Source organism: Haloglycomyces albus DSM 45210, assembly GCF_000527155.1.
In the GTDB taxonomy this organism is placed as follows: domain Bacteria; phylum Actinomycetota; class Actinomycetes; order Mycobacteriales; family Micromonosporaceae; genus Haloglycomyces; species Haloglycomyces albus.
This window is the reverse complement of the sequence record NZ_AZUQ01000001.1, coordinates 1409803-1430179: the sequence shown is the minus strand read 5'-3', so window position 1 is coordinate 1430179 and position 20377 is coordinate 1409803. Positions and strand designations below refer to the sequence as shown.

The following is a 20377-nucleotide window of genomic DNA, read 5'->3' as shown; positions in this document are numbered from 1 at the left end:
AAGGCTTCAAACCGTCCAATCGGCCGCCATCGCACCCAACTGTCTGCTCTTGGCACTGCAATCCTGCACTCCACAAACAGCTCTTCGGTGACCCAAGGTTGACTTCCTTGCACCCCTTCAGTACTCTGCAATTGGAGTAACGGTTACGTTGCAGTAACCGTATCCCCCTGATAATCCCAGATACCGCTGATGTGTTCCGTTCCAGTAGGAATCCTGACGCAGGAAGCTGTACATGTGCAGAAACAGGCATTGAACCCCAATGACCGGAACCAATTAGGTCGATTCTAACAATGCTACGGCTCGCTGAGGCGATTCTGAGCGCGGAGAATACGCACCATACCAGTGTATCTACACCCCCTAATTCATAAATAACAACGGCCTACCTCATCTCAAATGAAAGGATTGGCTTCCCCCGTGGGAAACGTTCTGAGGCTTGATACTGATGAAGTTGAGTCAGCCTCCAAGAATCTACGCGATCTAGCTGACGAAACGACAACTTCAGCTAGCGGACTCATCTCAGAATCGTCCAATGCCCTAATAGATATCGACATTCGGGAGTACCAGTTTCGTGCGGGTTTGATCCGGGCGCTTGATGCTTGGTACGACCGAGCTAAAGGGTTCGCGAATCGTATAGAGGATGCGTCGGAGTATGTTGAAACCCACGTGAGCCTGGCACGAGAAGCCGACGAGAACGCCTCAGACAGCCTTGTTGAACTCCAAGACGCCATTAGCGCCGATGATTACACGACGTCCGACTACCGAGACGCTACTGGAGCTGAGTCCAGCTCCGATGAGTCTCAAACGCCGAGTGGACGGAATGGCGAGGTGCGGTTCAGCTGATGAGTGAACTGAATTGGGAAACCTTCCGCAACACCGACTTCTCCTCGCTCGGCGATTTCGCCGCCGTCCTGAAAAAATACATAGGTGAATGCGAAGAGACCGAGGATCGCGTTTTCAAAGACAATCCAGTGTTTGGCGACGACGACAGCGATGATTTTGCCGGTGATACCGCCGATGAAACCAGAGCATTTTTGGACAGAACAGTATCTCGCTATCTCGACAATACTGAAATGCTCGACCGCATCGTGAAGTTGCTGGCAGGAGCTGAAGATGATCTCAGTGACTATCAATCAGATCTGGAAGACCTGTTTGAAACGGCGGGTACAGGCCTTACACCCACCGGTAAACCAGGAAAAGAAGAGTTCGTGATTAACGGACGCGATTCAGGGGGCATCGACAAGCCCGACGACCCGGAGGTAACGTCGTTCCGCAACTGGGATATTGACGACCATTGCGAAGAGATGAGTATCCGGTTCCGCGAGCTCATGGAAAATGTACGTGACCTGGATGACGATATAGATAACAATCTGTCAAGCCTTGACGACGACCTCATAGATTTGCCTCCCACCTTGGCGGTTGCGGACTACGAGAGTAAGACTCGAAGTTTCCTGGAGAATGAACTCGATGATTTTACCAAAGGTGAAGAGGATCCAGATAAGGTCCACGACTGGTGGAACGCCTTGAGCGAAGAAAATCGCGAATGGATGATCGAAAACAACTACGAACAAATCGGACCGCTTAACGGCATACCTAGCAACGACCGCGATAGTGCAAATCGACTCATGCTCGACCTTGAACTAAACGATCCTAAATACGACGACCTTGACCAGCTTGACGAACTCCGAGACAAAATCGAGAGAATGGATCTTGGCATTGAGGAAAAATATGAACAAGAACCTACACCAAGAAACGGAATGGAAACAATCTACACTGAGGAATACCTCGAAACTAGAGAGAAGATTGAACGCCTAGAAAAGCTGGAGCGAGACTATGCAAATCTTAACAACCTACAAGATAAAATTACGTCGAACGACGACTCTTTTCTCCTCAAGTACGATACTGATGAGACCAACGGAGCGGTTGTCGCAATAGGCAATCCTGATGAAAAGGATAATGTTGGAGTACTGGTTCCTGGAACTAATTCAAGCATGGATAATGCCGATCGGTATATCGACAATATAGCAACCATAGAAGACCAAGTCAGCGACGATACCTCTGTAGTGCTCTGGATGGATTACGACGCGCCCGATGACGTCGAAGAAGCTTTTTGGGCCGACAGAAATGAGTCGGGGCATGAAACTCTAAACGACTACGGCAAATCGATTGATACAACTAATACAAACGGTTCAGACGTAAATCTAACCTACACTGGACACTCCTACGGAGGGTTCTTGATCGGCGAAGCAGCTGCCAACGATTCGGAACCTACACCGGCTGACAATTTGGTATTTGTAGCTGCGTCCGGCAGCGGTAATGACGTAAACCAGGTCCATGATTATGAAGGAATCGATGAGGACAACATGTGGTCCACCATGGCTAATGGAGACTCGTTGGGGCTACCATCTGGGCTAATAGGTCACGGTTCCGATCCAACAACTCCTAGTTTCGAAGCAGAAACCTTCGAAAGCGATTCGCTTGATCGTAACGGAAATCCAAGCAACGAAGGAAATAAGATCCACACTGGCTACTTTGCACCAGAAAATCAGGCCGTAAAAGAGATCGCCCGGATAATGTCAGGTAATCCAACCTAGAAGTACCATGCTAATGCGTAATTATTCCCTAGTACTTTTCCCGACTATATTTCTTATCCTATTGATGGTAGGAGGTTGTATGAAACATTACGGACCTGAAGATATAGAAAACTACTATCCAGAACGTTCATTTGACCAATCAGAAGGGTGGCAGCGCGCGGAAGAAGCAGCTAAACAGACGCAAAGGTTTCTTCCGAACGATTTTCCTGGTTTTATGACGCGCAAAACTGGAGGTTCAACATACTGTTATACCGATACTGGTGAACGAACACCATTCGTTTCCTACCGAGTCTATTACTCCATCCGAGGTTTCGAATCACCACCCCTAGATCGGTACTTTACAACTGACTATGATTCCCTCAAAACAGCTTGGCAGAATCAGGGGTTCGACAACATAAGAGAATGGACCAGCGGACCGAACGACGAAGAAAAGTCAATTGAAGCAGACCGTCCGGATGGAGTACACCTCTGGTATACAGCAGGCCCGGAGTATGGCGTAGGATTGACAATCCAGACAGGTTGCATGCGTGCAGTTGAAGGCTTCGAGGAGGAATACATACCACCACTAGACAGCGTCAATCGAGAAGGCGACAAGGTCGGGTCGAAGTGGCGAGAAGAAGCCGATGAACACCATGGCACAAAACTGGAAGAGGAAAACGAATAGAACCTGATACAGAACGTTGCCCAACTTGGGTACCAGTGTGGCAAAAACCGCGAGGTAGACTGGCTCTGAAACGTTACTTTATTGATGGGTCACTCAAAGGTCACCGATGAAAGGTACTGGGCTATCAGTTCACAGGGTTGGGAGCTGGGACCTTCAAGTTATCCTTCTATATCGGATTGAATCCTGCATCGTTTCATTCAGTCAGCGCCTGCTCTGGGACCCGGTTCTCTAGGTGTTAGGGAGAGCCTCCTCGTTCCGCACCGCCATTCCCGACAGGCGGATCAGGTTCAGCTTTTCGTAGAACGGCACTACGTCCTCGTCGCACACCAAATCCACCGAATACATGTCGCCCAGGACGTCCAACATCCGCTTAACGAGCTCCTGCCCAATCCCCTTTCCTTGGTACTCCGGTAGGACCTCAAGCCAGGGAATGAAGGCGGTCAAATTCCCATCGCTAATAGCGTTGATAAACCCGATCGTGCGGTCCTCGGCGACGGCGAAGACCACCGCATGACTCCCCTTCAGCGAAGCCAGAAAGGATTCCTGACTCGGAGCGGTCGGCCATCCTACGAAGAAGTCAGCGGCCACAGGAGTCGGAGACGAGGCGATGTCGGTCGTATATGTGATCATGTCTCGATGCTAATCGTCCCGCTAGACTTTCTGTCATGAGCCGAGTTCAACCCGCACCCCACACCCCTCCGGATCGGTGTGCGCGGTCGTCTCGGCCCGGAAGTACGGCTTCTAGGTTCTCAGCAAGCTTGGCGATGCTCACCGCTCTACTGCTTGCCCTATCGGCCTGCGGCGCAAGTTCGGATTCGGAAACCTCCGAACCCATGTCGGGCTCGATGACCGTCTTTGCCGCCTCTTCCCTCAATGAAGCACTGACCGACATCAAGGCCGACTTCGTCAGCGAATACCCCGACTTGAACCTGACGATCAGCTTCAACGGCAGTGCTACTCTCGCCGCTCAGATCAATCGTGGAGCTCCCGCCGACGTCTTCGCGTCCGCGTCCGAGGTGAACATGGCCGACGTAGCCGACGAGGGAAATCTCGGCTCCGAACCCTCCGCCTTCGTACAAAATGAACTGGTCATCGCCGTTCCAGAAGACAACCCCTTCGATGTCTCCGATTTGAACGACCTGGCCGCCTCCGAAGCGACCGTCGCCGTCTGCGCCGTGGAGGCTCCCTGCGGGCAGATCTCCGACCGCGTCCTCAGCGCATCGAACTCCAGCCCGAACATCCAGACCTATGAAAAGAGCGTCAAGTCCACCCTCGCGAAACTCGAGCTCGGTCAAGTCGACGCCGCACTCGTCTACCGCAGCGACGTCCTCACCGCGAGCGCCGACCTACGTCCCATCCCCCTCTCCCCTGAGCTGGACCCTTTCGCCACGTATTCCATCGCGCTCGTCGAACGCGCGCTGAATCCGGAGGCCGGGGAGGCGTTCATCGATTACGTGCGTTCGGCTTCCGGGCAGCACGTCTTGGAACAGTACGGATATCGGTCGGTGTTATATGGTTCGCCTACCACAGTCGTTTGTGCAGCGCGGGGAGTCGCGGAGTCGTCGGGTCAATGACGGCGTCCCGTTGGGTTTGTTGTTTCCGGCCATGCTCGGCGCGTTGTTTTTGGTTCTGCCGTTGCTCGGGATTCTGACGCGCACGCCGTGGAGCGAGCTGCCGTCCCGGCTGGCCGATCCGGCGATTCGGAGTGCGTTGTGGTTGTCGGTGCAGACGGCGACGATTGCGACGTTGGTGTGTCTTGTTTTGGGGATTCCGCTGGCGTGGTTGTTGGCGCGCAGTCGTCTTCGTGGTTTGGGGGTTCTGCGGGCGTTCATTACCGTTCCTTTGGTTCTTCCTCCGGTTGTTGGCGGTATCGCGTTGCTGTTGGTGTTCGGGCGCGATAGTTTCATCGGTCGGCGGTTGGAGGATTGGTTTGACGTCGTGATTCCGTTCAGCACGACGGGCGTGGTCTTGGCGATGGTGTTCGTGGCGATGCCGTTTCTGGTGGTGTCGGTGGAGGGTGCGCTTCGCTCCGCCGATGACCGTTATGAGGACGCCGCCGCTACTTTGGGGGCGAGCCGGTGGTCGACGTTTCTGCACGTCACGCTTCCTAATATCGTTCCGGGCGTGGTGTCGGGCGCGGTGTTGTGTTGGGCGCGAGCGCTTGGCGAGTTCGGGGCCACGATCACGTTCGCGGGTAACTTTCCGGGGCGGACGCAGACGATGCCTTTGGCGGTGTATTTGGCGCTGGAGTCGGACCTGGAGGGGGCTTTGGTGTTGAGTTTGATCCTGCTGGTGGTGTCGGTGGTGATCCTGTTCGCGTTGCGGACGAAGTGGGTGGGTGGTCATGGTCGTTGAGTCGGTTTTGGACGCCCGGGTGGTCGTGGATCGTGGGGAGTTCGCCGTTGACGTGTCGCTCTCGCTGTCGGCCGGAGAGACGGTCGCGATCGTCGGCCCGAACGGCGCGGGGAAGACGACGGTTCTGTCGGCGCTGGCCGGTTTGTTGCCGGTGGAGGCGGGTCGTATCGCCGTCGGCGGCACGGTGGTGGATGACCCCGACACTGGGGTTTGGCTTGCGGCGCAGCGGCGGAACGTGGGGATGGTTTTTCAGGATTATCTGTTGTTTCCGCATTTGAGCGCGTTGGACAATGTGGCGTTCGGTTTGCGTCGTCGGGGTTGGCGTCGTGCGGCGGCGCGTCGCGAGGCGGCGGATTGGTTGAAGCGCGTTGGCCTCGATGCGAGCGCGATGAGTCGTAAGCCCCGGCGTTTGTCGGGTGGTCAGGCGCAGCGGGTGGCGGTGGCGCGTTCGATGGCACCTGAGCCTGGGGTGTTGCTGTTGGATGAACCGCTGGCGGCTTTGGACGCGCGCACGAGACTCGATATGCGTGCTGAACTTCATCAGCGTTTGAACGAGCATCAGGGCGGTGCGGTCGTGGTGACGCATGATCCGGTGGACGCGTTGGTTTTGGCCGACCGCATGGTGGTGGTGGAGTCGGGGCGTGTGGTCCAGGAGGGCACGGCCGCCGAGATTACGAGCCAACCGCGGACTGATTATGTGGCGCGTTTGGTCGGGTTGAATCTGTATCGCGGATTGGCGCGTGGCACGTCGGTGGTGTTGGACAACGGCATGACGGTGGAGACGGGCGAATCGTTGCGGGGCGCGGCGTTCGTGGCATTCAGCCCGCAGGCGGTGGCGTTGCATGCCGTTGAGCCGGAGGGTAGTCCGCGTAATTCGTGGCCGGTGGAGGTGGAGAGTCTGTATCGGCATGGTGATCACGTGCGGGTGGCGCTCGCGGGTTCGGTGCGGTTGGCGGCAGATGTGACGCCTTCTGCGGCAGCGGAGTTGGCGTTGAGTCCTGGGCGTCGTCTGTGGGCGGCGGTGAAGGCCACCGAGGTGCGGGCTTACCCGGATTGAGCTACCGCACGGTCCGGCAAATGTAGCGTAACGTTTCGATATCACGGCTTGGCCGTTCGTGGGGCATACGGATAGAGTGCAGCGTGTATAGCCCGAATAAATAGACAGCCGTAAACTCGTGCGCCGTCGGCCACGAGTCGATTCCTGGAGACCCCAATGCCCCAACGTACCCGGCGGAGCTACACCCTGGCCGCTGCTAGCGGTGTTATCGCTCTGGCGTGCACGACGATCGGAATGACGTCGGCGTTTGCCAGCAACAGTGAAGCTCCCAGAGACTCGTACCTGAAAGTCACCGAACTCAACGCGACGTTCGACGGCGACACCGACATCAATGCCCACCGTATGGCGATCGACGTCTACAACGAGGAAGGCCGTACCGCTGAGGACGTCACGATGAGCGTGACGTTGAGTGAGGAGACACCCAGCGACATCGCCTTCATACCGTTGGACGGTAACAGCGAAAACGCCTCCTGCGAGCTGGTGACTCCTCATGATATGGCATGCGACCTCGGCGATATCGCGTCCGGGGAAGTCCGCCACGTCTACGACATTCTCATGCTCATTACTCCTGATTCCGAGTCGACGACCGGAACGGTGAGCGTTGACAGCGCCACTCCGGTGGACGCCGCGCACTCTCAGCTAACGCAGAACTTCACGGTGTCACGTGGCAACCTGGGAGCTGATCTGGGCGTCAAGAGCACCGACATGATCGACATTCCCTTCGGGGAGAACGCACCGCTCGGTAAGGACGAAATTTCGCTGTACAACCAGGGGTCGGTCGATGCCGACGGAGTCGTTGTCAGCGCGCAGGTTCCCGCCGGAGTCACCATCGTCGACACCGTGGACGAGTGCGAGGTAGTCGATGAGATCGGCTTGATCTGTCGCTTCCCCGAACTGGAGGTTCCCGCTTCGACTGGCGGCTACAAGGATCACGTTGATATCGATCTGGCCACGCTTCAGCTCAAGGACGGCGTAACGGGACCCGCGAACCTGGGGTTCATTGACGGAACGTTCATTGCGCTCACCTCGCCCGGGGCCGACGAGGACGACGAAGCCGGTGCGAGCGCGCAGAGCCGGGCGAGCGACGAGCCCTACACCGGTGAGGTCGAGGTTCAGAGCAGCGTGCCCGATATCGGCCACAATCCCCAGTCCGGTCGCCTGCAGATCGGCGTGACCGCAGTGGGAGGCCCGGACCCGAGCCCGACCGACGACCCGTCGGAGGATCCGACCGAAGAGCCCACAGGTGAACCCACGGAGGACCCCACCGAGGAGCCGACCGGGGACCCCACGGAGAATCCCACCGAATCGCCGGGCGATCCGACTTCGGAGCCGTCCGACCCGGGTGACAAGGACGAGGACGTTCTTCCGGTGACCGGCAACAACTACGCGACTCTGATGTGGTTCGCGGCCGCTCTCGTGGCCGCCGGTGTCTCGCTGGTGTATCTCACTCGGGCCAAGAAGGTGCGGACCGAGTAGGACAACCGAATACCTGATATAAATCGGCCGGTTCCGTGAACTACGGAGCCGGCCGATTTTCTGTATACGGAAGCGGCGTCTATGCCGGGGGTTCTAGCCTTCGCAGTAACGCTCGTAGGCGATGTCGCGCTCCACCGGTCGCAGCGGCTCCGGGCACGGTGGATTCCAGTTGTCCACCTTGTTGATACACCGGGTCTGCGCCAGGATCGACACCTGTCCCCAGACGCGATACCAGACGTTGACCGCGTCGCTTTCCCGCAGCCCTTGGATATTGCGGTCGGCACCGAGTTTGCCGGACGGTTCGTCGACTCCGTGCACATTGAACCCGGCCAACGCCCATTTAGCGTGCAAGGCGTCGTAGTTGTCCAGACGTACCGCTGTGCTCCTGGAATCGTCCAGGGTGAAGCGATACCGCAGCTCGTATTGGGCGTGGTTGTGGTGGGCGCACGTGTCGTCGAAACTCAGCAGGATACGTGACTCGAATTTCTCCGGTCGTTCGGGAAATACGGCGAGCGTCTCGTCGATGGCCGACTCTAGGCGCTGCCACACGTCACTCTGATCGAAATCATGCTGTGCAGCATGCTCAGCGTTGTTCGAATCAGTCATACAACCTCCCAAGAATACGGCCGATACCAGCACCACCGCCCACGGATACGAGCGCGGAGGTCATTCATTCACTGTAGTCGCCCGTAATGATGTCGGCCATGCTTTCACGCGACGGATTATTCGAATCCCAGTATGCCGAGTGCGTCGCGATCTTGCCCTTATCGCCTGCGTCGCTTTCGAAGACGTTACCTCCGAAGTCGTCGTTGGTCGGGTCGGGGCCATGAGCCACATCCCAATCCGGAACCACGCCGATGATGTCGTTGTCGTCCTTCACCGCGTAGAAGTCGGAACTGTCGATACCGAGACCACCGGCACTGTCGACGCCCATTCCGGGACTGGCGACCGAGATGATCTGGTCGGTCGCGATGCCGTATTCCGACGCGGACTCGCCGATCAGGCGCGTTCCGTACGAATGGCCGATCGCGGTGGTGTTGGAGTCGCCGGTCGAGTCCATACCCTCCATGAAGTTGGAGAAGTCTTCCGCGCCTTCTTCAGCGGCGGTGGTCACAGCGGCCCCGACGTGGTCAGGGGCGTCGTAGCCCAGCCACATGACGCTGGCCGTTTCCTCGCCCGGGCTGCGTTCCTGGGCGTCCAAGGCCATTTGTTCGGACCGGTCCATCAGACCGCCGTGTGAACCGGAGAAGTCGGCCGCCGTACCGGGGACGTATACCGCCGTGTTGTCGGCGGTGTCGGGGTTGCCGACCGACAGAGCGACCTTGCCGTCGCCTCCGATGTCATAGTCCATCAAGTAGTAGTCCTGCCCCGACGGCGATTCACTGGTGATCCTGTCCTGCAGGTTTTCCATCCGGTCGCGGTCGTCCCTCTCCTGCAACAGCCCGTCGAGCTTGTCCCGGGTCTCTCGGTACTCCTCGGAGTGCAGAAACGGGTGGTCTCCGATAATGCCACCGCCGTATCCGGATTGTTCCTGCCTCAATTCGGAGAGCCGGTCCTGGAGATCCTGTATCTCGGTGTCAAGGTCCGGGTGATCGGAGTAGCTGAGGTCGAGCGCGTTTTCCAGGCGCAGACGGTTGGCGTCGTCACGAGCGTCGGTGGGTATGCCGTCGGTGCGCCCGATCGACTCGTAGTTCTCCTGCAGCATCTGCTGTTGATCGCTCTTGTCGAGGGAGTTCCACCAGTCGGTCATATCGCTCGCCTGGGCGTCGCCGGAATCGACGGCCTTCTGCAGCCGTTCGTATTCGGCTTCGGCGTACTCGTACATTCCCTGGTCGTATTCCGCCGACGCCAGCGACGGAGGTAGGTCGATGACCGAGTCGTCCACGGCGTTGAGCCGTTCCTTCAGGTCGGAATCGTACTCCCGCGCCTCGTTCATGAGTTCTTTGAACCGCTGCGACATGGTGTCACAGTGGTCGGCGATCTCGACGTCCTGATAGAAGGTCACGTCGGAGCCGCCGGCGCGACCGTTGACGACGAACTTCTCGTTGCCCACCGTTCCGGCGGGACTCAACCCGGGACCCGCCTCTTCCAAGATCTTCTCGAGGTCGGTCTGTTTAGAGGTGAACTCCTCTTCCGCGTCCAGCACGATTTTCATGATGCGTTCGGGTATCTCCAGATCGTCCAGATACCGGCTGACCGTTCGCGTCAGGTAATACCGAGTCTCGTCGGCGACGTCCCCGGTGAAGTCCTCACTGTCCTCCACCCCGAACACATCGTTGTCCTTGAAAACCTTGTCTTCGACCTCCTCACAGTCACCGATGTGCTTTTTCAGATAGGCCGCGAAATCGCCCAGATATGAAAAGTCGGTGTCCTGAAGGGTCTTCCAATCGAGGTCGCTCATCGTCGTTTCCGTTCACCGTCATCGCCATTGCCCGACCTCGGCCGATGGACTGCATCGTTTGTCATGTGCGGGCAAGGACTTTTCTACACTTGTGGGGTTCGGTGGGCGTTGTCATCGAAGGCTGCGGTAACCCGGGCCCATATCGGTCAATTGGTGTGCGTATTCGCGTTCGGTGCCGGTGACGCGATAATAATCCGATTCCGTGTAGTCGTCGGCGTCAATGGAGTCCTGCAGTTCCACCAGCCCCTGGGAAACGTCCTCGTCGACCTGGCGCGCCATTTCCACATGGGTGTCAACGTATTCGGCCGTGTCGTTGAAACGTTCGGAGACGTCTTGATTTCGAGTCGCCCAGAACGACAGCGCACTCGACAGTCCGGAACGAAAGTCGAACTTGCCAACGTCAACGTCGACAAGGGAGTTCGAGGCTTCCTCGCTCACCTTGTTCGCCGCATCGCTGACCTCGTCTCCCAAATCGCGCAGATTGCTCGCCGCAGTCTCCAATTTTTCGGGATCGAGTTTCAGTTCACTCCCCATACCGTTGCCTCCATTGGAAACGTCATTTACCATTTAGTCACAAACACGTTTGTTCTGAATCGCCGAGCACAGAGGCACTGAAACCCCCTATAGCCACAGAAAATTCGCGTTTATCACTCTCTTATACCAGAGCTCATATTAATTATTTAAATACTACTGTGAACATGCAACGGACGGAACCTTGCCGAAACGTCAATTGTTTCGAACATAATAGTCATCGCGTATGCACCCCATGGGTTTCGAGAGCGGCTCCGTGAGGGCTCAGGGTGGAGAATATTGGATTGAGAGGGATCCTACGTTGCCGGTAACCTGGTTATATGCTGGAACTCGACCCCTTTGTACACGACTACTATGAACAAGGCGGCGAAGTCCACCGCCTGAATCAGGACGCCCGAGGTCGGTTGGAATTCATTCGCACACAGGACCTCGTGCGCCGATCCCTGCCCGGGCGCTCGCTCGACGTGCTGGACGTAGGCGGGGCGACCGGCGTCCACTCCGCATGGCTACACGACGACGGCCATAACGTCACGCTCATCGATCCGGTGGAATCTCAGGTCGAACAGGCACGATCGATCCCCGGAATCACCGCGACGGTCGGAGACGCCCGCGACCTTCCCTTCGCCGACAACAGCTTCGACGTCGTCCTACTGCTGGGCCCGCTGTATCACCTTTTGGACCGCTCCGACCGCGTACGGGCCCTGGCGGAGGCGGGGCGGGTCGCCCGCTCGACGGTCGTGATCGCCACTATCAACCGGACCGCCTCATGGACCGACAGCCTGCGGCGTCGGGGCCCGAGCAGCGAGCCCCTGATGACCACAGACGAAGACCTGGCACTGATCGAGACCGGGGCCTTGGATATCCCCGAGTCGGCGTTCACTCGGGCCTATCTGCATTGGCCCGCCGGCATCGCCGCCGAGGCAGCCGACGCCGACCTGTCGCTCCAGTCGCAGGCGCTGGTCGAAGGCCCCGTTTACGAGCATTCTCGACTCGAGGAGTTCTGGGCGCACGAGCCCACGCGCGACAATATCCTGCGGGTACTGCGCCGCGTGGAGACCGAGCCGTCATTGCTGTGCACGGGTTCGCACCTACTAACGATCGCGGGGCCGGAACGTTGAACGGTCCCGGCTGGGCCCGTCATGCCCACCTGACCACCGCTGTCAGAAAATTGACATGATGCGGTGCCCGCTCCACGCCGCTCAGGCGAGACCGTCTATCCCTTTTGGATAGGTGATCTCGGTTAGCCCTCGTGACAACACCGAAAGTAGTTGTGGTCACGCAGCACAGCTTATAGCCAGTCTATTATGGATCATCTCGGCCTCCGAGGCGATTCCATAATAGACTCAACAGGGAATCCGGCAATTAGCATAAAATACCCACGGCCTCAAGACCTACGCCGGAAAGTCGACTCCGTGTGTGGGTGGACAGACAGATACAACTTGGTTACATTGCATTAGATGATCGACTTTCCCGGTGTCTATGAAACTCCTGGCGCAGGCGAATACGAGATGTCGGCCCTGCTGTCGGAGTGCGGAAACTTCGCCGAAGCATTGGACCACATCGACCAGGCCATGGAGCAGAGCCGCCCGTACGTCAACGCCCGTATCGACTCCACGACCACCGACGTCGGTTCCATCTTCTACGCCAAGGTCATCACCTTGCGGTGCCAATGTCTCGCGGGACTGGGGCGCTTCAGCGAAGCCCTCCGCGATTCCGCACCGTTCGTCGGCGTATACGCCGATTGGGAACGCCGCCACCTGGAAGGTTCCACCGCCGACCTCGCCGCCCTGCATTCGGATCGCTCCGAATGGCTGCACGAATGCGGCTTTACCGAACAGGCCGTTCAAGAGGCCCGCGCCGCCGTCACACGGTTCAGCCGCCTGGCGGCCAATGTATCGGGCATCTACCGCCCCGACTGCGCCGAAGCCCTGCGGAGACTGGCCGAGTACGCGTTCGAGCTCGACCCCGAGTCGGTCGGCGCGGAACTCGACGAGTGCTTCGCCTACGAGCAGGTCACCGGTCATCCTGCCGCCCAACTCCCCCGCGCGGGAGACGAGGCCCTACGAGCGGCCAAAAAGCTCGTGCGGCGCGATGAAAAGGACCCCGCCGAGGAACACCTCAACTTCGCTACCGCGCACTACATCCGCCTGTTCGCCGATAACTACCACTGGGGCACCGATCTCACCACGGCCTACTACTTCCATCTCACCCTGCGCCTAGGAGCACGTCGACCCAACTCCACCCTGCTCGACCCCTCACGCCGCGCTCTGGAATGCGCCCGCATCATGTTCGACGCCGACGCCAACCGGCATCGCGAGACGTATCAAAAAGTCCTGCAATGGCGCATCCACGCCCTGGAGGTCAATGGAATGCAACGTGAAGCACTCCAATTGCAACAGACGGCCAATCGCTTGGCCCACCTGTAATGGACAGTGATACGCGGATACCGATCGAGCGAATAACGGCTCGATCGATTGACATTGTGGAAATTGAAGTGCCACAATTACAACAGTTTCTTTACTGTTTTCCTGACGGCATCCGCCCGCACCGCCGAGCAAAAAGGAGGTCACCCCCGATCCCACGACCCGACGGACGACACCACGGTTCACAGAAATCGACCTATCCTCCAAGGCAGACGCGCATGGACGAACACAGTCGACATCACCCGCCCTATCGGATATCCGACGCCCTACCCCCGACTCGGCCGCGACGACGATTCGACCTCCGCCGCGACCACAACGACGACGCCCACCTCAGTCTCCCGCTCCCACCCACTCCTTCTCACATCCCGGGAATCACACCACACGTACTGCGCATAGCACTGGGAGCCACCGCGATCGTGATCATACTGGGAGTCATACTCGTCTGCCGCATGCTTACCAAATCCTCCTAGCGCGCGCACGCGGGTCGATCAATTCGCCTACGGTTGCGGTGAACCAAATCCGACAAGCAAATTCATTGAGTCCCCAACCCCGAACGGCTTATAGTTGACTCATGGGTTCTTCCAGCTCGAGCGCGCTAGGTTTTACCGAGAGTTTTATTCTTATCAATCTCGGTATCATCACTTTCGCTGCGCTCGCCGTTCTGGCAACCTATCTGGTACGTATTCTCCTCAATCGGAAATCCGCCCCCAAGGACGGCCCCCGAACCTCCGCCCAGACCCGACCTCCGCCGCCCGCCACCCGTAAGGTTCGTCGCACTCGATTCCGCGTTGTGCGCCTTCCACAACGTCTACGTCACCACAGGCCCACGCGCCGTTGAGCGGCCCGCACCCCGCTTTCCACCGGCTTACCGCTCCGGACGGCGCTCTCGTCGACTTGGTGCCTTCCGATACGATCGAGTAGGGAGTCGATCGAGACCTACCCGGAATTTCGGACCGGTATCGAAACACTATTCCTCGGTACCAGGCAGCGGCCGTACGGCCGACGTGGGCCGGCAGTCTCGTGCCACTCCCGAAAACGGACACCTAACAGCCCAGAAGCCCAAGAGAACAGGTAGAACCATGACCTATCCCCCCGGCGGAGGATACGATCCCAACTCCCAGCCGCAGCAGCCGATGAACAATCCTCCCTACCAACCGAGTGGCCCACCGGGCGGGCAGCCGGGCGGCTATCAATCACTTCCCCCCACCGCTCCCGGCGGTTTCAACGCGCCCAATAATCCCTACGGACCACCCGGCGGCGGGGACAACCGTTCCAAACTCATGTTGGTCCTCGCCTCGATCGTCGGGCTGGTCCTCGTTCTCGGAATCGGGGCGGTCATCGTGGTGCCCAAATGGATCAATGACTCAGAGGACCAGGCGTCCGAGGAGCAGAGCTCCGAACAATCCGACGAGTCCGATAACGACGACAACTCCGGTGATGACAACACCGCCGGTGACGACACCAATAATGACGACAACGGAGACGACACCAGCGATGACAATGTCGGTGGAGAAAACGAAGGCGGTTGGTCGGACTTCGTCACCATGGAAGAGATCGAGTCCGGCACGGTCGAAGACGTCGCACTGCAGTACCTGATCGCGCAGAAGGAATTCGACGCCGACACCATGGAAGAGCTGGTGTGCAACAATCCGGACAGTAGCATCGAATGGGACCTGGACTACTATAGCGACGGCGAACAATACTACGAGTTCGACGAGTACACCACGACGTACTTCAGTTCGCGTGACGTCCACGGCGAAATCCAAGTGGCCTACCAAAGCCTGTCCCGTGGTTCGCCGCTGCACGAGGACATCGATTCGGTGTTCATCGTGGTCAAGGAGGACTACGAGTGGAAGATCTGTGATCGCTCCTACCTCTAAACGCACGAGCTCACACAGCTGAATATCCGGGTGGTCGAGCGTGAGAGATCACCGCGCCACTTTGAGAAGGTGATCATCGCATCGGCCGCTCCATGGAGCGGCCGATATTCGTGTCAGTCTCCGCTTGAATCTCATTCGCCACAGTATTTCGATGGCCGTGGCGATCGACGGCTAAAATGAAGGTCCGGTCAAATCTCAGCCGTCGCAGGCACGAGGCCGGTGTGTTCAGACTCGGGCGGCCTTCCCGCCGTGTACTCGACACGCTGAGTCATTCCCAACGAAAGGTGGTGCACCCGGTGGAGGAGACAAGGACGGACGACTCGTTTCCCGGGTTCGCGAACCCGGTCGTCCCCACCGCCGAGGAGATCCGTGACTGGGCCATGGATCCCACCGCACCCGCTCCGGACGGTCGTCAATGGGATTTGCTGCTCGCCGAGGACGAATTGATATCCACGTGGCTGGAATTGGCCGCCAATCACCGGTGCCCGAAACGTTCCTTCGCTCTCCATGTGCTTTATATTTACGCTTCCAGCGCGGTTCGGACACGTTACCGTATTCACTCGGAGAAAAGATTGGAAAAGCTGCTGGAAAAGGCCGAAGAGTCCGGAGACGAATACGTGGGACTATGGCGCACCAATACCCGTCGGCTCATGGCCAAACCCAAACTTTTCAACTACAACGACTGGTGTAACGGCGGATTGGTCTACCGACCCCGTCAGATATAGAGCAATACCTGGACATCATGCGTACCGGGATTGACGTACGATTGTCCATGACCGCGTTTCGTATCGTCGAACGCGAGAGAAGATAAGCGCCGGTTGCCCATAGCCGGGCCAAGTCGTCCAGAAAGTGCCACCATGAGCGAGTACCCTGACCGTCAGGCTTCCATGCGACTGTCTCACGCCGACCGGGAGACGTTGGTGACGCGTCTCCAGGACGCGCTGGAAGAGGGATACCTCGACTTGGGCGAATTCGACGAACGCGTCGCCAAGGCCCACCAGGCGCGTTTCGTCGCCGACACCAAAGGCCTGTTGGACGACATTCCCGACGGCCAAATCGACATTGTCTCCGGCCGCTCGGTCACCGAATTCACCGAACCGTTGACACTTGACGCCAACATGGGTTCACAAAAACAGAAAGGCGTCTGGACGGTCCCGGAGGACGTTGAAGTCAAGGCCAGTATGGGAACGGTCGTCCTCGATTTCCGACAGGCGGAAATGCCCCATGAGCGAGTGAACGTCCATGTCTCCAGTTTTGCGGGAAAGGTCGTCCTGATTCTTCCGGACGACTGGATCGCTCAGGACAACGTCACCGCCAGCATGGGAAGTGTGTCGAATAAATGCGGTCAATCCGACCAGCGACCGAAACGGAGAGTGCGCGTAACGGGAAAGGCGCACATGGGATCGGTGAAGATTCGTCGGGAGCACCGTTTTCTATGGTGGCGTTGGTGAATCCCCGACCGTGAGAATGCGGCGCGGAAGTGCCTCCAATGAGCGGACGGCCGGGTCGACGTAAAGTCCGATAACGACCCGCAAGGGTTTCCCCTATATCCCCAAGCCGACATACGAGAGTAGTACCGGCAATTAACTTCTCCCCGCATTCTTTTCCATTTACATATCCGTATGCCCCAATTCGCTGATCAAGCATCGTATTATCCCAGGACATTTCTCGATCGATTCCTCTATGGACAAATAGTCGCGAGAATACACTAATTTCTCTCACTATAACGTTTTAATCACGTTCCATAAGAATATTCATAAACTTAGGAGCCTACCTACTTCCGGTGGCAATAGACTCGCAAGAATCACTGGCAGTTTCTTGCTGTCGCCCAACGACAAAGGAGCTCGATCAATGGGAGATGTGCCAACGGTGTTTCACCGGTACACCACCAGACGAGCGAAGTTGCTTGGGGCCACAATAGCCACCTCTGCCCTTACCGCAGGACTCTTGGCTTCCGCCCCGGCCTTCGCCAACCCCGGACAACAAGAACCGACCGGCCTCGAAATTGCCCCGGAGCTGGCCGACAATCTCAGCGACCAGCCCGAGGAGCTCGACGAAGGTCGCTACATCGTGCAACTCGAAACGCCTTCGGTCGTCGAGCACGAAAACGAGAGCAACCCCAACCTCGGCGAGGAAGGTATCGACTTCGACAGCAGCGAAGTCGCCTCCTATAAAGACAAGCTCGACGACGAACGTGACGACCTGGCCGACGACCACGGCGTCACGCAGGACGCCGAGTACGACACCGTCCTCAACGGTTTCGCCGGCTTCCTGGACGCCGACCAAGCGGCCGCTCTGTCCAAGGACGACCGCGTGAAGGGTGTCTACAAAGACGAGCTCATGGAGCCCGACACCGACAACACGCCTGAGTTCCTCGGCCTGGAAGGCTCCGAGGGCAACGCGTGGGACGACGAGTTCGGCGACCCCGAGAGCGCCGGCGAAGGCGTCATCGTGGGTATCGTCGACACCGGTGTGTGGCCGGAAAACCCGTCGCTCGCCCCGCTTCCCGAACCGCGTCCCGATCAGGACGTCATCGACGCGAAGTGGAACGGTGAGTGCGACGAGGGCGACGAGGCCGACGACGCCTACAACGTCGAATGCAACAACAAGTTGATCGGTGCCCAGTACTTCGACACCCGTGGCGAAGCCGACGGCCCCAACGGTTGGGCCTCTCCGCGTGAAGAGGTCAACCACGGTACGCACGTCAGCACCACCGCCGCCGGTAACTACCAGACCGAGGTGGAAATCGACGGCCAGGAGTTCACGTCGGTCTCCGGTATGGCCCCGGCCGCCCGCGTGGCGACCTACAAGGTCTGCTGGGCCTTGAGCGGCTCCTGCGCCTCCTCCAACTCGGTCGCCGCCATCGAGCAGGCCGTGCTGGACGGCGTCGACGTCATCAACTTCTCCATCGGCGGTTCGCGCTCCAGCGTGATCACCCCGGTCGCCTTGGCGTACTTCAACGCCGCCGCCTCCGGTGTGTTCGTCGCCAACAGTGCCGGTAACAGTGGCCCCGACTCGACCGTGGCCCACAACTACCCGTGGACGACCACCGTGGCCGCCTCCACGCACGACCGCACGTTCAGCGCCGAGATGAACTTCGACGGAAACACCGTTCCCGCCGGAGCCTTCACCTCGACTCAGGAGTTCGGTGTGGTGAACGCCAAGGACATCGTCGCCGACGGTGCCGACGCCGACCAGGCCCGCCACTGCGCGACCGGAACCCTGGACGCCGACGCGGTGAACGGCGAAGCCGTTCTCTGCGACCGTGGCATCGCCTTCGCCGAAATGGCGACCGAGGTCGACCGCATCGGCGGTGACGCCTTCGTGGTTCTCAACCAGGAAGACAGCGAAGCCCGCCTGATCAGCCAGAGCTACGAGGTCCCCATGGTCCACGTCCTCTACGAAGACGGTGTGGCCCTTGAGGAATACGCCGCCTCCGCCGAGGAACCGACCTTCACCGTAGAGGTCGGCACCTCCGAGACGACCGCTCCCCAAATGGCGGACTTCTCCTCGGCCGGTCCCACCCAAGTGCAGGACGGTAACCTGCTCAAGCCGGACATCACCGCGCCCGGTGTGGAGATCCTCGCCGGTTACCCCGAGTGGGTCAACGGCAATGACTACGGTCTGATGCAGGGTACGTCCATGGCCAGCCCGCACATCGCCGGTCTGGGTGCGCTTTTGAAGGGCGCCAACCCCGACTGGACCCCGGCTCAAGTCAAGTCGGCGATCATGACCACCGCCTACACCACCGACACCGAGGGCAACACGATCCAGCGGAGCGGTGAGGACGCGACCATGTTCGACTTCGGCGCGGGTCACGTCGACCCCACCGAAATGTTCGACCCGGGCCTTACGTACAACCACGACGCACCTGACTGGATCAAGTACATGTGCTCGATCGGTCAAGGCCAGCAGCTGCCCGAGCTCGCCCCGCTGTGTGACAGCGACGACGCCGCCTGGGACTACGGCGACCCGTGGGACCTGAACTACCCGTCCATCCAGATCGACAAGCTGGCCGGTTCGGTGGAAGTCACCCGTACCGTCACCAACGTCGACGAGAAGATGGGTGTCTACTTCCCCGAGATCGACGCTCCCGACGGCATCACCGTCAGCATCGACAAGCGCGTTCTGGTGGTTCGCCCCGGCGACAGCGTCGACTACACCCTGACCATCAAGAGCGACGGAGCCGTCAACAACGAGTTCGCCTTCGGTGACCTCAAGCTCCGCGACAACCGTGGTCACGAGGTTCGCTCCCCGATCGCGGTCAAGCCGATCGTGGCGGCAGTGGACGGCGAGTTCAAGGCCGACACCGCCAGCGGAAGCGAAACCTTCGAGGGTCGTTCGTCCTTCGACGGAACCATGACCGCCAACGTCAGCGGACTGGAGAAGTCCGAGGAGAAAACGGCCACGCTCACCAACCCGACCGGGGACAGCTTCGACACGTCGAACCCCAGCGAGAGTGAGCACACCAAGTCGTACGTGGTCGACGCCACGGACTCCGAGCTGGTCCGCTTCGCCACCTACAACGACGATCACGTCGAAGGCGCCGACCTCGACCTATTCGTCTACCAGGTGTTCGAGGACGGTTCGGCCGCTCTGGTCGGCAACTCCGCCACGGCCGCCTCCAATGAGTCGGTCACGCTGGGCGGCGGTTACTACGTCGTCTTCGTCGACCTGTGGGGCGGACCCGACTCGGTGGACTCGGTGATGCACTCCTGGAGTGTGGACGCCGAAGCGACCGGTAACGCTCAAGTCGACCCCGAGTCCTTCGAGGTCACTTCCGGTGGAGACTTCACCGTGGACTTCAGCTGGGAGGTCGACGCGGGTCGTTACTTCGGTGCGATCAACTACGCCGACCCCAATGGAGACACCTCCACCACGCTGGTCAGCGTGATGAATTAAGTTCCAGCCGGTCTGCGGACCACGCTGGTAGAACAGTCGAGGGGCGGCCCGTCGGGCCGCCCCTCACTCGTGTCCGCAGGTGTGGTCGTCTCTCCGG

19 protein-coding genes are annotated in these 20377 nt (G+C 58.9%); 15 read left to right on the top strand and 4 right to left on the bottom strand.

Annotated elements, in window-relative coordinates; all coding sequences use genetic code 11:
* Positions 1-414: 414 nt before the first annotated feature.
* The 3 genes from HALAL_RS0106720 (at position 415) to HALAL_RS18515 (ending at position 3255) form a co-directional block, all read left to right on the top strand.
* On the top strand, positions 415-840 hold the full coding sequence (locus HALAL_RS0106720) for a hypothetical protein (protein WP_025273265.1): 426 nt from the start codon (positions 415-417) through the stop codon (positions 838-840).
* On the top strand, positions 840-2591 hold the full coding sequence (locus HALAL_RS0106715) for an alpha/beta hydrolase (protein ID WP_025273264.1): 1752 nt from the start codon (positions 840-842) through the stop codon (positions 2589-2591). Before HALAL_RS0106720 ends, HALAL_RS0106715 begins: the two co-directional genes overlap by 1 nt.
* Before the next feature lie 79 nt (positions 2592-2670).
* A complete protein-coding gene (locus HALAL_RS18515; RefSeq protein WP_156937642.1) occupies positions 2671-3255 on the top strand; it encodes a hypothetical protein in 585 nt (194 codons plus the stop codon).
* Positions 3256-3483: 228 nt separating this feature from the next.
* Here HALAL_RS18515 and HALAL_RS0106705 read toward each other — a convergent pair whose 3' ends face one another.
* Positions 3484-3885, bottom strand: a complete 402-nt coding sequence (locus HALAL_RS0106705) for a GNAT family N-acetyltransferase (RefSeq protein ID WP_025273263.1) — start codon at positions 3883-3885, stop codon at positions 3484-3486.
* 134 nt (positions 3886-4019) lie between these two features.
* Between HALAL_RS0106705 and modA the strand changes: the two genes are divergently transcribed.
* From modA to HALAL_RS18510, 4 genes are all read left to right on the top strand, one after another.
* Positions 4020-4829, top strand: coding sequence for a molybdate ABC transporter substrate-binding protein (modA, locus tag HALAL_RS0106700; RefSeq protein ID WP_025273262.1), 810 nt, complete (start codon positions 4020-4022; stop codon positions 4827-4829).
* Complete coding sequence (locus HALAL_RS0106695) at positions 4768-5610, top strand: ABC transporter permease (protein WP_051462791.1); 843 nt, start codon at positions 4768-4770, stop codon at positions 5608-5610. The genes modA and HALAL_RS0106695 overlap by 62 nt, the downstream gene beginning before the upstream one ends.
* Positions 5600-6667 carry an ABC transporter ATP-binding protein gene (locus HALAL_RS0106690; RefSeq protein WP_025273260.1) on the top strand — a complete coding sequence of 356 codons (1068 nt, stop codon included), beginning with the start codon at positions 5600-5602 and terminating at the stop codon, positions 6665-6667. Before HALAL_RS0106695 ends, HALAL_RS0106690 begins: the two co-directional genes overlap by 11 nt.
* Positions 6668-6823: 156 nt before the next feature.
* Positions 6824-8143 carry a hypothetical protein gene (locus HALAL_RS18510; RefSeq protein WP_025273259.1) on the top strand — a complete coding sequence of 440 codons (1320 nt, stop codon included), beginning with the start codon at positions 6824-6826 and terminating at the stop codon, positions 8141-8143.
* A 93-nt stretch (positions 8144-8236) separates the two neighbouring features.
* Here HALAL_RS18510 and HALAL_RS0106680 read toward each other — a convergent pair whose 3' ends face one another.
* The 3 genes from HALAL_RS0106680 to HALAL_RS0106670 all read right to left on the bottom strand — a co-directional run bounded on the left by HALAL_RS0106680 (position 8237) and on the right by HALAL_RS0106670 (position 11078).
* Positions 8237-8749, bottom strand: a complete 513-nt coding sequence (locus HALAL_RS0106680) for a hypothetical protein (RefSeq protein ID WP_156937641.1) — start codon at positions 8747-8749, stop codon at positions 8237-8239.
* A 64-nt stretch (positions 8750-8813) separates the two neighbouring features.
* Positions 8814-10544: an alpha/beta hydrolase gene (locus tag HALAL_RS0106675; protein WP_025273257.1), complete on the bottom strand. Its 1731-nt coding sequence runs from the start codon at positions 10542-10544 to the stop codon at positions 8814-8816.
* A gap of 111 nt (positions 10545-10655) precedes the next feature.
* Positions 10656-11078 (bottom strand): hypothetical protein, encoded by a 423-nt coding sequence (locus tag HALAL_RS0106670; RefSeq protein ID WP_025273256.1) that lies wholly within the window; start codon positions 11076-11078, stop codon positions 10656-10658.
* A 317-nt stretch (positions 11079-11395) separates the two neighbouring features.
* Here HALAL_RS0106670 and HALAL_RS0106665 point away from each other — a divergent pair, with 317 nt between their 5' ends.
* The 8 genes from HALAL_RS0106665 (at position 11396) to HALAL_RS0106635 (ending at position 20280) form a co-directional block, all read left to right on the top strand.
* Positions 11396-12193 carry a class I SAM-dependent methyltransferase gene (locus HALAL_RS0106665; protein WP_025273255.1) on the top strand — a complete coding sequence of 266 codons (798 nt, stop codon included), beginning with the start codon at positions 11396-11398 and terminating at the stop codon, positions 12191-12193.
* 339 nt (positions 12194-12532) lie between these two features.
* A complete protein-coding gene (locus tag HALAL_RS0106660; RefSeq protein WP_025273254.1) occupies positions 12533-13501 on the top strand; it encodes a hypothetical protein in 969 nt (322 codons plus the stop codon).
* A 215-nt stretch (positions 13502-13716) separates the two neighbouring features.
* On the top strand, positions 13717-13968 hold the full coding sequence (locus HALAL_RS0106655) for a hypothetical protein (protein WP_025273253.1): 252 nt from the start codon (positions 13717-13719) through the stop codon (positions 13966-13968).
* A 101-nt stretch (positions 13969-14069) separates the two neighbouring features.
* Positions 14070-14336, top strand: coding sequence for a hypothetical protein (locus tag HALAL_RS18505; protein ID WP_156937640.1), 267 nt, complete (start codon positions 14070-14072; stop codon positions 14334-14336).
* Between the two features lie 241 nt (positions 14337-14577).
* Positions 14578-15378 carry a hypothetical protein gene (locus tag HALAL_RS0106650; RefSeq protein ID WP_025273252.1) on the top strand — a complete coding sequence of 267 codons (801 nt, stop codon included), beginning with the start codon at positions 14578-14580 and terminating at the stop codon, positions 15376-15378.
* Positions 15379-15674: 296 nt separating this feature from the next.
* Positions 15675-16103: a hypothetical protein gene (locus HALAL_RS0106645; RefSeq protein WP_025273251.1), complete on the top strand. Its 429-nt coding sequence runs from the start codon at positions 15675-15677 to the stop codon at positions 16101-16103.
* Between the two features lie 132 nt (positions 16104-16235).
* Positions 16236-16829 carry a DUF1707 SHOCT-like domain-containing protein gene (locus HALAL_RS0106640; RefSeq protein WP_084471892.1) on the top strand — a complete coding sequence of 198 codons (594 nt, stop codon included), beginning with the start codon at positions 16236-16238 and terminating at the stop codon, positions 16827-16829.
* Positions 16830-17229: 400 nt separating this feature from the next.
* The gene (locus tag HALAL_RS0106635; RefSeq protein ID WP_084471891.1) at positions 17230-20280 is read left to right on the top strand and encodes a S8 family peptidase; all 3051 of its coding nucleotides are present in this window, start codon (positions 17230-17232) and stop codon (positions 20278-20280) included.
* Positions 20281-20377 lie beyond the last annotated feature (97 nt).